This is a genomic window from Nostoc sp., from assembly GCF_036917195.1.
GTDB lineage: Bacteria > Cyanobacteriota > Cyanobacteriia > Cyanobacteriales > Nostocaceae > Nostoc.
Window position 1 is genome coordinate 93,295 of the sequence record NZ_JBALDG010000013.1, and the last position, 14,470, is coordinate 107,764.

At 40.7% G+C, this 14,470-nt stretch carries 11 protein-coding genes and 1 pseudogene; 6 read left to right on the forward strand and 6 right to left on the reverse strand.

Annotation, left to right across the window (positions count from 1 at the left end):
* Positions 1–468: 468 nt before the first annotated feature.
* Positions 469–1,290, forward strand: coding sequence for a carbonic anhydrase (locus V7K40_RS04625; RefSeq protein ID WP_334957151.1), 822 nt, complete (start codon positions 469–471; stop codon positions 1,288–1,290).
* Positions 1,291–1,615: 325 nt separating this feature from the next.
* Here the strand turns inward: V7K40_RS04625 and V7K40_RS04630 are convergent, their stop codons facing one another.
* On the reverse strand, positions 1,616–2,074 hold the full coding sequence (locus V7K40_RS04630) for a BON domain-containing protein (RefSeq protein ID WP_334957153.1): 459 nt from the start codon (positions 2,072–2,074) through the stop codon (positions 1,616–1,618).
* Between the two features lie 470 nt (positions 2,075–2,544).
* Here V7K40_RS04630 and V7K40_RS04635 point away from each other — a divergent pair.
* The 4 genes and pseudogenes from V7K40_RS04635 (at position 2,545) to V7K40_RS04650 (ending at position 6,762) form a co-directional block, all read left to right on the forward strand.
* Positions 2,545–3,464: pseudogene (locus tag V7K40_RS04635) on the forward strand (ribonuclease D).
* Positions 3,465–3,706: 242 nt separating this feature from the next.
* Positions 3,707–4,543, forward strand: a complete 837-nt coding sequence (locus V7K40_RS04640; RefSeq protein ID WP_334957155.1) for a tetratricopeptide repeat protein — start codon at positions 3,707–3,709, stop codon at positions 4,541–4,543.
* 803 nt (positions 4,544–5,346) lie between these two features.
* Entirely contained in the window at positions 5,347–5,619 is a 273-nt protein-coding gene (locus V7K40_RS04645) for a hypothetical protein (protein ID WP_334957157.1), read from the forward strand.
* Between the two features lie 357 nt (positions 5,620–5,976).
* On the forward strand, positions 5,977–6,762 hold the full coding sequence (locus tag V7K40_RS04650; RefSeq protein WP_334957159.1) for a hypothetical protein: 786 nt from the start codon (positions 5,977–5,979) through the stop codon (positions 6,760–6,762).
* 204 nt (positions 6,763–6,966) lie between these two features.
* Here V7K40_RS04650 and V7K40_RS04655 read toward each other — a convergent pair whose 3' ends face one another.
* From V7K40_RS04655 to V7K40_RS04675, 5 genes are all read right to left on the reverse strand, one after another.
* Positions 6,967–8,535 (reverse strand): sodium/solute symporter, encoded by a 1,569-nt coding sequence (locus V7K40_RS04655; RefSeq protein WP_334957161.1) that lies wholly within the window; start codon positions 8,533–8,535, stop codon positions 6,967–6,969.
* 53 nt (positions 8,536–8,588) lie between these two features.
* Positions 8,589–8,864 (reverse strand): DUF485 domain-containing protein, encoded by a 276-nt coding sequence (locus V7K40_RS04660; protein ID WP_334957163.1) that lies wholly within the window; start codon positions 8,862–8,864, stop codon positions 8,589–8,591.
* A 397-nt stretch (positions 8,865–9,261) separates the two neighbouring features.
* Entirely contained in the window at positions 9,262–10,401 is a 1,140-nt protein-coding gene (locus V7K40_RS04665) for a PepSY-associated TM helix domain-containing protein (RefSeq protein ID WP_334957165.1), read from the reverse strand.
* Positions 10,402–10,426: 25 nt separating this feature from the next.
* Positions 10,427–13,108, reverse strand: a complete 2,682-nt coding sequence (locus V7K40_RS04670) for a TonB-dependent siderophore receptor (RefSeq protein WP_334957167.1) — start codon at positions 13,106–13,108, stop codon at positions 10,427–10,429.
* A gap of 121 nt (positions 13,109–13,229) precedes the next feature.
* Positions 13,230–14,258, reverse strand: coding sequence for an AraC family transcriptional regulator (locus tag V7K40_RS04675; protein WP_334957169.1), 1,029 nt, complete (start codon positions 14,256–14,258; stop codon positions 13,230–13,232).
* 12 nt (positions 14,259–14,270) lie between these two features.
* On the opposite strand from V7K40_RS04675, the gene V7K40_RS04680 reads away from it, so the two are divergent.
* Complete coding sequence (locus V7K40_RS04680; RefSeq protein WP_334957171.1) at positions 14,271–14,429, forward strand: hypothetical protein; 159 nt, start codon at positions 14,271–14,273, stop codon at positions 14,427–14,429.
* Positions 14,430–14,470 lie beyond the last annotated feature (41 nt).

The window sequence follows — 14,470 nt, forward strand, 5'->3', positions numbered from 1 at the left end:
GTATCAACTAATTAAAAATTCGCAAGAGGGTAGAGAGGAGAATTGGGGATCATTGTAGACGTGTAGCAGTGAGCCAGCGCGGTCTTGAGGAGCCACCACTGCGGCAACAGGGGATTTCCACGCCACTTGCTTCACTTGGGGAGACCCCAAGACCGCAATGGCTCCCCATGAGCGACTGGCTTACCTGAAGGGCTTACCGCAAGGCGATCGCATCTTTATTTCAGGATATAACGAGTTTGAAAATACGCTCTAGGCGTTCTCACACAGTAACATCACCTGTTAAGGAACAGAGGGAGCAAGGGAAAAAAGCAACTCAACCAAATGCCAAAGGATATTAAAAGCACCAACGGAACTTATAATATAGTAATCTTTACGATTGTCAAAGCGTAGAAAGAAAGCCCTCTTTACTACCTCAATCTGCTCTCTGTGATTTGGCTCTTAACCTGCAAATATTTGTAGAACTTAGTAATGAAGAGATTAATTAAAGGTCTGCGCGAATTTAAATCTAGCTATTTTTCGACACATCAACAATTATTTGAGCAACTTTCACATGGTCAAAAGCCCAGGGTATTGTTTATTACCTGTTCTGATTCGCGTCTCGATCCAAATCTAATTACACAAGCCCAAGTCGGTGAATTATTTGTCATTCGCAATGCAGGTAACATAATTCCACCGTATGGGGCAAGTAATGGCGGTGAAGGTGCGACAATTGAATATGCTGTTCAAGCTTTAGATATTCGCCAAATTATTATTTGTGGTCACTCTCATTGCGGTGCAATGAAAGGACTAATGAAGTTACACAATCTCAGCGATGAAATGCCGCTTGTACATGATTGGCTTAAATATGCAGAGGCAACTCGAAGGTTAGTTATAGACCACTACAGTGACTACGACGGAGAAGAACTGCTAGAAATTATGATTGCTGAAAATGTTCTTACTCAAATTGAGAATTTGCGGACGTATCCAGTGGTTCACTCTAAGCTTTATCACGGGGAACTCAGCATTTATGCTTGGATTTATCACATTGAAACAGGAGAAGTTTTCGCATACGATCCACAGAAGCACGCTTATGTTTTAGCTCAAACTCAGCTTTCAGAATCAGAGATAGATGAGTCGGTCAAGGCTCGGTTTCCAAATAACAATGTAGTAGTGCATTCCCCTCAAAACCAGCAGGATGATGTTCAACCTTATGAGAAGCAGTCTGTTTCTCCATTTGAGTGGTTTCCAATGAAACGCCTTTCTCCAGAGCAGATGGAGCGAATTTATCGAGGTTCAAATAATGGAAGTTGAAAGATGAAAATACAGAATTTTAACTTTATATATCACCATGACTGAAACCTATTTGATAGGATTGGATTGCTAGTTAAATAAGCTTTTCAAGTATTTATAAAAAGAAGTCATAGCTAAACTGAAGTCTCTTCAAGTAAACTAAAACCATTTTTTAGTCTTTTTGATAAGACTTTAACTATTATCTATAGGTTTCTAAAGTCATTCAAGTGGTATCAATTACCTACTGCTTACTTTTATTTAAGCAAGTAAACAACAGAGACTTACACAGATGTAAGTCTCTGTTTGGCTTTCATGCTGATGCTAACTGAAAGCTTCAGTTATTCTTTTATGACTTTTTTACAGCATCAACTTTTGCTTCTATCTTCACCATTTTTACACCTTGAACTTCTTTAGCCAGGGTTTCAGCTTTCTTTAGTTCTTCAACAGAAGCTGCTGTGCCTTTGAGAATAATTTCACCCTGTTTGTTTTCAACTTGTAACTTATTGCCTGGTAAGCCTTTATTCAACTTTTTGCTAACTTCAGTTTTTAAGTCGCTCTTAACTTTTGTTGCTGCCGTTTTTTCAGAATCGGTTTTAACTTTAGTATCTGTACCAGCTGCTAAAGGAGTCGTTGCTGTTCCGGGAATTTTGGCAGTTTGAGTTGTCTGGGAAGCTGGTTTGGCTGGTGTTTGAGCGGCTTCATTAGTAGTGCTAGGAGTTTCCGAACCAGTTTTAGGAGCCTCTTGGCAACCAAAAGTACCAACTACCAAAATGCTACTAACTAGTAATGGAATTAGCTTTTTCATTATCTATCTCCGAATTGAGTACTTGAAGCGATTAATTGAGGTGTGTGTCATGGTGAGGAGCAGATGTTAAAAAGCAATTAAAGGTGAAGTAGCAAAAGTGCCCAAGCAAGCACTCAGGTTACTGAAAATTGAAACTTGGACGATTTCTTCAGGCTAAGATTTTGCAGCCATTTTTGAGAAGCGCCAATTCAATTTTCCTAACGGCTGGTAACCAGTATAGTGCATAGAGTCTGTGGCTCTGTGTCAATTTAACGTAGATGCTAAGGAGCTTTTTTTGAAGGTAGATTATGCAGCCTTACAGTGGTGACTCGATGTTATCAGATTTGAGGCAAGTTTGGCGATGTCTACGCTTAAGCAACTCAAAACTTTAGCGTTTTTGCAATACTGTACCAGCAAAATTACCAACAAAATGTTACTTTATAAAACTATGGCTTGCTTACAATGCCCCAAATATCAGGAAAGATTAGCCAATGCCGTACCTTACTTCCGGCCGCGAAATTAGTGCCATTGTTGCTGAATATACCAACGCTAAAACGCTGTGGATAGATACAGAAGTAGCTGACTACAAAAGTCGTAATCCCCGACTATCGCTGATTCAGGTATTAGATAATCCTCAAGATATGAGTGGCGATCGCGTCTACCTTTTAGATGTCCTAGATAAGCCTAATATTATAGCTGAATTTATTGAAGAAATTATGATAAATTCTGCCATTGAAAAAGTTTTTCACAATGCCAGTTATGATATAAAGCTTCTCGGTAACAAGAAAGCCAAAAATATTACTTGCACTCTGGAAATGGCAAAAAAATTCCTTACTATCTTTTGCCATTACCCAACTACCAACTCAAAACCATAGCTACAGCACTTTGTAGCTTTAACAATATCGACAAACAAGAACAAGAAAGCGATTGGGGAAAACGTCCCCTGACTGAAGAACAGATCGAGTATGCTTACTTAGATTGTATTTATCTTGCTCAAATCCACTTAAATTTGTTAGGATTACAAGCCCAAGCCAGCCCCGAACCCACAACAGAAGACTTAATATCACTAAGTACTAGATACTCGCAACTTGAGCAGCAATGGAAGTTGTTGAATTCAGAATTTGAGCATTTGCAAGAACGTATAAAAAAAGCCATGCAGGCTCAGAATATATTGGAAACTTCTGATTATAAGCTGACTAGTTATGAGCGGACTACAGTCAAAGCTGCATTTACAGAATTGGCAAGACTAGCACAAACTCAAGGTATTAATTTAGATTTTCCAATCACACTAACTCAGAAACTCCAAAAAGATTTAGGGCAAAATCTGGAACAACTGTCTGTAGATATTGACAAAACCACCTCTTGGAGGCTAACTCACAAAACTCAAGCGAGTGAAACTGAGGATGAGTAAATTGTCCATTAGGCTACAAATGCCAAAAATTATAGAGTTATTGTGAAGGATAAATCTTGAAGTTTCATAATTATTTCGTCCAGCAACAACTACCTTCTCTTATAAATCGATAAAATATCAGGGAAATTTGTCAATTGACTTTAAATGTATATCAAAAGTTAGAATAATTATTGAGTTAAAGAATTAAAATATAGATTTCAGAATTAATTTCGTTCAGGTATCATGGCAGTTTATATTAACTTATGAGACGGCGTTTATTTAGGCAAAAGCGAACAAGGGTAAATCAAGTATTTACCATAGCTATTTTTACTACATTGACCGCAATTAGCAGTGTTTCTTGTAGTAAGAATGACAATGTATTGGTAACAGAAATAGGAGTAAGTCAACCTAGCCGTCCAGCTACAACTTTCAAAGGTGGGGAATTCTATATTCAAGGAAAGAATCAGCATTTAAATGGCGACTTACAAGCTGCGATCGCTTCCTATGACAAGGCAATTAATCAAAATTCTCAATATGGTGCTGCCTACAACGGCCGGGGATTAGTCTACTTTGATTTAGGAGACAAGGAGAAAGCGATCGCAGATTACAATCAAGCACTTAGCATCAACCCTAACGACGCCGAAGCCTACAATAACTTAGGGAATGCCCGCGCCTCACTAGGAAACAACAGAGAAGCAGTTAAAGATTACAGTGAAGCGATTCGCCTTAATCCCAACTATGCCGAAGCCTACAATAACCGGGGGAATGCTCGCGCCACCACTGGGGACAAAAAAGGGGCGCTAGATGATTTTGACCAAGCTATTCTCCTCGATCCAAAATATGCGATCGCCTACAATAACCGCGGAAATGCCCGTGCTGCTGGAGATCCACAGGGAGCGATCGAAGATTATAATCAAGCCATTCGCCTCAATCCTAACTTTGCCCCTGCCTACAATAACCGAGGAAATGCTCGCGCTACCAATGGAGACAAGCAGGGAGCACTCAAGGACTTAGAACAAGCAGCAAGCATTTTTCAAAGTCAGGGTAACAACGACTTATACCAACAAGTGACGAAAAACATCAAAGAACTTGGACGGTAGGCAAAAGCAGGGTTTTAGTTAAAAGCAGACAGACTGCCGAGTTATGTTATCAGATAACAATTTATTTGTCGTGTTATCAAATTAATGTCGTTAAACTTTTAAATTGATGGTGCATCAAGTGAGCGACACTAATGTGTTAAGGACGACAAATAATTTTTTATTTTACAACTGCGCCTAGCGCAGATGAGAGTGCGATCACTGCCGAAAGTATAATTACTTATATAAATCCTAGTTGAATCTTGCTCAGTATAGTGAGAAAGAAACGGCGTTTCATAATGGTGGTATGAATTGAGGTAAAACTGGATCAAATGTCCGCGTTGTGGGTTGTCACATATCCGTAAAAATGGAATAAAAAGAGCTAAATATAATAACACTATAAAATAATTTTGGACAACTTTTGTATCATTACCGCATCTATTACGCAGTACCTGCAATGGAGAGCGATGGCGATTCCACGTCAACCAAGAATGCGATCGCCTGACCCATCCAACCACTGCTCAATGGCCTTGAAAGGCTGTAATCCTTTCTTTCACAGCTTTTAGCTTTTCAAGCGTGCCATTCGCCTTTGACCTAGCTACTATTAATATTCGAGGAAAAATAAATTAATTATGTCCCTTTTAGATTATGTAATAATTGCCAAACTGTGCTGTAATAATGCTAGTTTGTAAAATAATAGTGAATATTCAAGATAAATTAAGCAACGAATTATTTGAAAAGCGTTGTTTAACTTCTTGAACTCAGAAAGAAGCTTGTATATTTAGAGATTCTTTCTAGTTGATACTAATTAAATTGAGGTTAAACAGATGGGAAATCCAAAACTAGAGGATTTAGATAACGAACTAATTAGTTTTGATTTAAGTCCAGAAGATATGGAGGCAATCAAAGGTGGTACAAGTGTGCCAAAACCTATCTCGACTGGTAGTAACTGTCCATCCCCTCCGAAGCACCCTTTTGGAATTCTAATCGTTGCAGAACCACCCAAGCACCCTTTTGGAATTCTAATCGTTGCAGTACCACCCAAGCGCCCTTTTACAATTACAATCGTTGCAGTACCACCCAAATGCAAGGATGATTAATCATTAAATTAAAAGATTAAGTTTAAGAGGATGTTTGAAAAGTCTAATTTATTACTAGCCCTGGCGACTATAAATCGCGGTTACACGAGACTTTACCCACCTCTTTGGGTTTAAAACCCTTAATTTTTTATTAGTCCGCACATAGAGAAGTCTGAGCGCCGACTTCCGACGTTCAGAACTTCAAAGCGGACTTCCCTGCGAGACCCTACGCGAAGGTTTATGTAATAGCGAATTATATTCGCCCAATACTTTTAAGGTTTGTATCTACACCTATGCTTTAATAGCTATGTGCTACTCATAATTATCCAATCAAGGATAGAAATTATACTAAATCTAGTTTTTTTTAAGATAAAATATATGAACAATGTTAGTGAGTTGGCGCTCAATTATCTACAACGTTATAACTGCCAGATTCTTGAAGATTATCAAAGTGTTTTGAGACAGGCTTGCGAAATTCATCCACCACCACACGGTATGGCATGGTACGGTAATTCCTATCGTCAGTTTGCTCGTAATGCTGAATGGTTCTCTAATTCCCTGATTACTAACGTCGTTGAAGAAGGAACTGGTTCTAAACAAGTTTGGCAATTCTCCGAGCAGATCGAAAATCAGGAGTTTGCCCAGTTAGTGAGAAATCACTCTATTGATGAGTCACGCCACTCACTAATGTTTGTCGCACTGTTGAATATTATTTTTCCGACGAAAGTAGAAGCAGATTTCCGCACACAGTTAAAAGCTTTCTCTCCGCAATACTATCATCACAAGCATCCGCCCCTAATACCCATTTCTTCGGCTCAAATAATGGATGAAAAGTTAGTGATGGATGAGATTATTCAAATCAATCTCTTAGAAATTCGGGCATTGATCCTACAATTATTGTTGCGTCCAGTACTGCAAGCATATGCTACACCTAATAACTTAGCAAAAGTAACTCGAATGTCTGATTTGTTGATTTTCGACGAGACTAAGCATATTGAGTACTCTGGTTACTGTATTGGTAAGTACATTGAGCAAGGTCATGACTCTTGGGTGCGGGAAATGATGATTTACCGTCAAAAGACTATTAATGAAATGTTTTTAGAAGATGTGGAATTAGCGGGTTCTGTTGGCACTACTATTTTACGGACACAAGATCGCTCGTAAGTGTTTAGGTTTACCTAGCCCAACAAATCAAACCATCCATTCCACTCAATCGGGCGCAGATACGATCAGTTGACCAAACTTCTCTGGTTCAATACCTTCAAACTTCAACATCACCCCCCAACGCTCATCACTCGTTATCCTACGCATTTCCACGAGAGTTATGAGCGGCTTTCGCCGCTTAGACTTGTTTGTGCGTTGACAAAATTACATCCCAGAACCAATGTGGATGCGATCCTCAACTTCGGCAAATTTTTCCTGTGCCTGGTGTTCAGTAGTCAATAGGGAAACGACAATCGCCACTAGAAACGATAGAGGAATAGTAACTAATCCAGGATTTTTTAGCCCAAAGGGTGCAGAAGCGTGCTTGAGAATTGTTACCTGAATAGTAGGTGAGAAATAAATCAGCAGTAACGAGGAGAAGGTACCCACTAACATACTCGCAACCGCCCCGTTGGTGGTAAAGCGTCGCCAAAGCATTGATAAGAGCAACGCTGGAAAGTTGGCACTAGCAGCGATCGCAAATGCTAAACCTACCATATAAGCGACGTTTTGTCCTTTAAACAAAATACCTAAGAGTATCGCCACTAACCCCAAAACCATTGTCGCACCGCGAGCTACCTTTAGTTGTTCTGACTCGTCAGCATGACCTGATCGCACCACGTTCACCCACAAATCGTGAGACAGTGCAGCGGCTCCTGAGAGTGTCAACCCAGCTACAACCGCCAAAATCGTCGCAAAGGAAACAGCGGAAATAAAGCCTAACAAAGCATCACCACCGAGAAATTCTGCCAACATCGGTGCAGCCATGTTACCACCAGTCCCAATTTGCTTGATCGCATCTTGACCTACTAGCACCATTGCTCCAAAGCCCAGGATGAAGGTAAGGAGATAAAAAACGCCAATAATAGCTGTAGCATAAGTAACAGAGAGCCGCGCTGCTTTGGCGTCGGGTACTGTGTAGAAACGCATCAGGATGTGGGGTAGTCCAGCGGTGCCAAACATCAACGACATCCCCAAGGAGATAGCATCAAAGGGATCAGAAACCTGTTTGCCCGGAGCTAATACACCTGGATACTTATCTGCGGCTGCGGCGAAAAGAGCGATCGGGTTAAAACCAAATCGTGCCAGTACCAAGATAGCTAGCAAGATAGTTCCGCCCAGCAACAGAACTGCTTTAATAATTTGTACCCAAGTGGTGGCAATCATCCCCCCAAAAATCACATAAGCCATCATCACGCAACCGACGATCACCACGGCTAATTCATAATCAAAGCCAAACAGCAGTTTGATTAGCTCCCCAGCCCCTACCATCTGGGCAATTAAGTAAAAGCTAATCACTGCCAGCGTTCCAATTGCAGATGCGATGCGGACTGGTTTTTGTTGTAAGCGATAAGCCACCACATCAGCAAAGGTGTATTTACCTAAGTTACGTAGTGGTTCTGCAATCAAAAACATCACAATCGGCCAGCCCACCAAAAAGCCAATAGAATAAATTAAGCCGTCAAAGCCGTTGAGTGCCACCAGCCCAGCGATACCTAAAAAGCTAGCTGCACTCATGAAGTCTCCTGCTAAGGCTAGCCCATTTTGGAAACCGCTGATTTTGCCGCCAGCTGTATAGAAGTGGGCAGTATTTTTGGTCAGCTTTGCCGCCCAAAAGGTAATGCCTAAAGAACTTGCAACAAACAGAAAAAAGAAAGCGATCGCCAACGGGTTAAACTTACCAAGACTGGTAATATCCGCCGCTAGTGGCAGATCGAACCACACACTATTCATGCTTTTTTGGTTTAGTATTTTGGATTTTGGACTAGAAATTGCTCATAGCTAATTCACTTGCGTGTCAGCCTTGCGATTTGGTCGTCATAACTGCTATTTGCCCAACGCACATAGATAAAAATTAATACCCATGCTGAGACAATTACCAGCGCCCCCAGTAAAATTCCCAAACTGAGGCCAGGAACTACTAATGACCCCAGCAGGGGCTTATTGAACGCGATTAGCAAGATAAAGCCAAAGTAAATAAACATCATGACTCCACTGAGAATCAGGGATACCCGCCAACGTTCAGCCGCGAGAGCCTGGAGAGCCTTTGTGCGATCGTTCATGTCTTCCTTTGGGTTGAGAAGATTAGGTCAGATTGTCTCATTGAAGTTGATTTCTGCGTTATTTTCTTAAAGATTATTAGTAAATGTATTGTTATTTCAGGTAACAAAATTAACTTTGCTAAATAATATACAATTGATTTTTTGTAATAATTATTATTCTTATTTGCTCAGACACTTGTTTGCCTCAAAATCCTCTCTTGTTGTGGGATTGACAAATTCCGCCTTGATCAAACTATGGCGCTACAGGGTATCAAGCGATCGCAATTAGTCATGAAAAAGAGCAGTAAACTGCTCATATTGGTACTCAAAAACCCTATTTATAGAGTATTTCAGCCGATTGTGTTGAATAATTTACAAAACATATTTTATTTACTTCAGAATAGAATCCTAAATTTTGCTAATTCCAGGAATTTTTTCTGACTGATGAGAAATCCGGGGTAGGTCTTTTGCGATATTGCCACATCATAAAACCAGTGATAAATAAAATTAACGGCGCAAGTCCTACAAATACATAGAGAATGCGACTAGATAAGCCACCAAAAGTACCATAGTGTAGGGGAGTAAAGGAGTTGAGGATGCGATCGCCTAATAACGGTTTGAGGGCATTGTCCACTTGCAAAACCTTGCCGCTATACTGGTCGAGGTAGACATAGCTAATTCCATAATCGCCTATTTCTTCAGGAAATTTATAGCGAATCATCAAAGGGCTGTCTGGTTTTTGCGGAAAATAAACGCTTCTAAGTTCTGCACCAGGTAATTGAACTTGAGCGGTCTGAAGTTGCTCAGTAAGCTTTAAAGGAGACTGACCAGGGATATATTGAGAAACAGGTTCTTGCTTTACACTAAAGGTAATTACCCGAATCACAGGCTCACTAAACTCACCAAAATTCCAGCAAAAACCTGTGAAAAATGTGAAAAAAAGAAACACACCTGCGATCACACCAGCAACTTTGTGAATATCAAAGTTCACTCGCTTGGGATGAGCATTCCACTTGATTTTAAAGCCTGCGAGTAAGTTCCTCCACCCAGGCCAGAGAAATATTCCTGTGATCGTCAGAATGCATACAAGTAAACCAACAGTACCAACAATTTTGTATCCAATGTCACCTACTAGCAGACTGTAGTGGAGTGCATAAATAATTTTGTAAAAGCGCTCTACAGGATTGGGATTAAGATTATTAACGAGAACTGCTCCTGTATAAGGATGAACGTAATTTTCAATCCAATCATCTTTCTTGGTTACATAAACTACATCAAATGGTTCATCTGGTTTTGTCGGCACATAAACTCGATTGAGCTTAAAATCAGGCTGGCTGGCATAACTCTTTGTCACTGTATTCAGAACGACCTCTATTGGCAGCATTTCGCCTTTGGGAGTGATGCTTCCAATTTGAAAATGCTTTTGATAGGTAGTAATTTCGGATTGAAAAACCAGCAAGCTACCAGTTAAACCAATAATAATCGCAATCAGTCCAACACCTAACCCAATGTAGCGGTGTAAAGCAAATACGAAGTTACGCAGGGTTTTGTAAGTCATGGTAGATATTCGTACTAAATAAACGTCAAAGCTCAAACGAAATCGTTCCCAACACAGTCAACGGTGCTTGAGGAACGACGAAGTAGCCCTGAGTGTCGTAATATTTGACATCAAAGATATTCTTAAAGTTGAGCGCAGCCCGCCAATTATCATGTTTGTAGGAAATGGCAGCATCAGTTCTCAGATAAGAAGGAACAGTAAATGGATCACTCTGGTTAGCAATGCGCGAACCGACAAAAAAGATGCCTCCTCCAAACTGTAACCCTTTCAAACTCCCGTGTTGAATCTGATATGTTGTCCACAGAGTTGCACCATTATATGCAGTATTTACCAAACGCTGACCTTTGATGGTCGGATCATTATCTTCGCTGACAAAGGCATCATTCAAATAGCCAGAAGCAATGATCTTCCAACCTGGTAAAATTTCCCCTGCCAGATCTAGTTCAATTCCTCGACTTTTGACTTCCCCAATCGCGATGGAGAAGTCAGTATGGTTCGCGTCTGTAGTGGGTATATTTGTTTTAGTGATGTCATAGGCAGCTAGTGTTGCAGAAAGCCGTCGATCAAAAAACTCAGATTTGATACCAACTTCGTACTGTGTACCGCGAGAAGGTTCCAGTGATACTCCACTAAACGTTGTCGCGTTGTTGGGAACAAAAGAACGGCTGTAACTGGCATAAAGCGAAATTGGCTCTATGGGTTGATAGACTAATCCCACACGTGGTGAGAAAGCACTGTCGTAAAAATTAGAGTTAGTGGTGTTTTCATCTCCGATTTTTGCACTGTTATCGCTAAAAACAAAATCGTATCTACCACCAACCAATAACTTCAGATTGGATAGTAGAGTTACCTGGTCTTGCAAATAAACACCGATTGTGGAGATCCTCGTACCGAATACACGTTGCACCACTGTCCCTGTCGGACGAGCACCATAGACTGGATTGAAAATATCTATTGAGGCGATATCACCACCAAAGAAGTTAGGATTAATGTCTGTGTTGCGACGTAACTCCAAACCCAGCAGGAGTTGATGGGCAATTGAACCTGTGTTGAACTTACCAATTAAATCAGTTTGCCAGGAGTAGTCTTCATTTCTGCGATTGCGATTTACGATGATGTTGCCGCGCAGTGCACTACGACCGTCTGGTTCAAAGTCAGTACCGGCTTGGGTATAGATATTGTTGTCAAACGTCGATTGCACAGAAAAAGAACTTCGCAATTGTAAATTCTCACTGAAGCGATGATCTACTGTCACGGTTCCCCGTTGGAAATCTATATTTAAAAAATCGCTAGGCTCTCCCAAGAAACGACTGATGGGAAGAGTCAGGAACACAGGTCCTGGTGGCAAACCGCGATCAAATGACCCACGTCGTCTGCCATATTCGTATTCAAAATTCAGGGTTGTATTTTCGCTGGGCTTGTAAGTGATTACAGGTGACACAGAGAAAATATCCTGATGATAGAAATCTCGGAAACTACCGGAATTTTCGTAGGCAACGTTCAAGCGATATAGTAATTTTTTGTCTGTGGTCAGTGGAGCAGAAAGGTCTATGGCACCTCGATAAAAACTGAAGCTCCCGGCGGTCAATTCTGCTGCGTAGTAGGGACTGCTCAAGGGCTGCTTAGTGACAAAATTGATGACACCACCAGGCTCGACCTGACCGTATAGTACAGAGGAAGGACCTTTGAGAACTTCAACTCTTTCTACGTTGGCACCATAGGTGAAAAAGTTGCTGGTTGTGAAGCCATTTCTCAGAAGGTTGGAGTTGGTGAATCCTCGAATTGTGTAGTCATCAGAGAAACCACCGTAGCCCGATAAGGGTGATACTCCGGATACATTGCGGGTAGCATCGCTAATCCGCGTAATTTGCTGATCTTTAATCACCTGTTGCGGAATCACTTGAATCGACTGAGGAATGTCGCGTAACGGCGTATCGGTTCGGGTGGCAGTTGATGAATCGGGTACATTGTATCCGTCTTGCTCACCCGTCACCACTAACTCAATTGGCTCATCACCTTGTGTTGATGGTTTTGGCTGTATCTGATTCTCAGGCTGACTTGGTGGCTTTGGTTGCGTTTGAGGTTGTTGCACAGATGCAGCACTAGCGACCTCGAAGATTAGACCCTCATCTGGACTGTCTGATAACTCAACTGTTGGTACACTTCCCTCACCAATAACTGTCACCCGAATTGTATTGACATCAAAGTTACTAACTGTTATTTCAGTAATACCTGCAATTGGTTTAGTCGAGCGGAATGTAAAGGCTTCACCCGACGGTAAACGCAGTTGAGTATTAGGAATATCTGCGATAAAGTTATTACCAGCACTGCGATTTATAACTTGCAACTGTTGCCCCTTAGTTGTCTGTAAAATTATCTCCACGCCTTGATTCGTGGGATTGGCTTTCACTCCCATCACCTGTATAACTTCATTCCCTTGATTAAGGGGGTTGTTTGGTGTTGGCGACTGTACCAGTAACATTTGGGCGCTGGTAATAACAGGTTCTATTTCGCTTAGTTGTCGAATCTTTTTAGTTGTTTGAGGTAGCTTCGCTTCTTGTACTGTTTTCGTTGGAAGAAGCCGATTAACCAATAAATCAAATTTAGAAATATCTTGCGCTTTCGCTGGCTGAACCACTAAAACTGTAAAAAGTATTAACAACGATTTCAGTCTGCAACTGAAGATTTTGAATATTCGCTTGCTCATTTTTCTCTCACACACCACAATATCCCAGATCACAACAATCTTGATTTGGGATTTATTATCAACAGCATACGGGAATCTCTAGTGAAAAATTCGAGCTAAGTATATGCCGAAACGGATTTTTTTAGGTATTTTTGGCAACAATAAATCTATCTAAGTATTGACTAGGTTGGATGTCAAAGCGCTTTTTAAAAGCCACTGCGAAACGACTAGGACAGTCGTAACCCACTATCTTAGCTACCTGTTTTATGGTCATTTGCTGACTCATGATTAGTGTTCTAGCTTTTTCCATCCGGTATGCCCATAAATAGCCAAATACTGTTGTGTTAAAAACCTGACGGAACCCGATTTTCAGCTTGTAATCGTTCAAACTTACTTTTCGCGCCAATTCTAGCAACGAGGGTGGATTGTCAAAATCGGAGATTAAAATTGCTCTGGCATGGTAAATTCGGTCAATATCATCTCCTCGCAAAATGCGCGATCGCATCAATTCCCGTTCCCCAGATGTATCGGGTTCCAACTTCAAAGCCATTAATTCTAGACACTTGGCTTGCAAGTAAATTTCTTTAATTAAACCTTGGAAAGGACAATTAACTATTTGATGCAAAATAATTTGCATTTCCGGTGTAGTTTGCCCGATGCGGAAGTAGTTGAGAAAGGATATATTGTCAGTTTCTAGATACAACTGGAGTGATTTGGGTAGAAAGTCTAAGCCACTAACTTCATCTCTGCAAAAGAATTCCTGTGGATTGATCCCAATCTCTACCTCCAGAATGCGTTGACCTGCCCGCCAATAAGATCCACTACCAGGAATTTCCTTATCCAAATCAAAATAAGTTGCAGTGAAATTTTTTCCTCCAGGTATCATTTCTGACTCATTGTCTCCGATAACTGCAAAACTAAACTCCATTAAGGGAAGGTTATATGCCTCTGTCTCAACAATTAAATCTTCGGCTAAGTCGTACTGTTTTAGTAGTAAGTTGATACCTGTAGGGAAAGCCATTACGTGGTAATAACCCTGACTTTGCTGTTTTGGATCGTCCAACACTGCTAAATACCCAGTATTATATGAGTTGGTTTTTGTAGGTTCAGAGGTTAGAGTAGTATTTTGCTGTTGGTGATAGGCTTCTCTTGCTGAAAGAAACAGAGTCATTTTTGTGATTTATTGATATTTTCTCCTAATTATCATATAGTTGGTTGTTTGGGTGGTAGTAATGCGATCGCCTATCTGCCCTACAACAAGACAAAATTTAAATATTTTTACACAGGTTCTTGCTTGAAAGTAAAGGCGATCGCTCTAATCATAGGTACAGTCAAAACTTAGTTACGCAGACTTTTGATAGTCATGGTAGATATTCCTGCAAA

Bases quoted from the DNA above. Each gene is read 5' to 3' on its own strand.
- V7K40_RS04650 (WP_334957159.1), top strand. From the start codon at position 5,977: ATGAACAATGTTAGTGAGTTGGCGCTCAATTATCTACAACGTTATAAC.
- V7K40_RS04625 (WP_334957151.1), top strand. From the start codon at position 469: ATGAAGAGATTAATTAAAGGTCTGCGCGAATTTAAATCTAGCTATTTT.
- V7K40_RS04630 (WP_334957153.1), bottom strand. From the start codon at position 2,074: ATGAAAAAGCTAATTCCATTACTAGTTAGTAGCATTTTGGTAGTTGGT.
- V7K40_RS04640 (WP_334957155.1), top strand. From the start codon at position 3,707: ATGAGACGGCGTTTATTTAGGCAAAAGCGAACAAGGGTAAATCAAGTA.
- V7K40_RS04670 (WP_334957167.1), bottom strand. From the start codon at position 13,108: ATGAGCAAGCGAATATTCAAAATCTTCAGTTGCAGACTGAAATCGTTG.
- V7K40_RS04665 (WP_334957165.1), bottom strand. From the start codon at position 10,401: ATGACTTACAAAACCCTGCGTAACTTCGTATTTGCTTTACACCGCTAC.
- V7K40_RS04675 (WP_334957169.1), bottom strand. From the start codon at position 14,258: ATGACTCTGTTTCTTTCAGCAAGAGAAGCCTATCACCAACAGCAAAAT.
- V7K40_RS04655 (WP_334957161.1), bottom strand. From the start codon at position 8,535: ATGAATAGTGTGTGGTTCGATCTGCCACTAGCGGCGGATATTACCAGT.
- V7K40_RS04660 (WP_334957163.1), bottom strand. From the start codon at position 8,864: ATGAACGATCGCACAAAGGCTCTCCAGGCTCTCGCGGCTGAACGTTGG.
- V7K40_RS04645 (WP_334957157.1), top strand. From the start codon at position 5,347: ATGGGAAATCCAAAACTAGAGGATTTAGATAACGAACTAATTAGTTTT.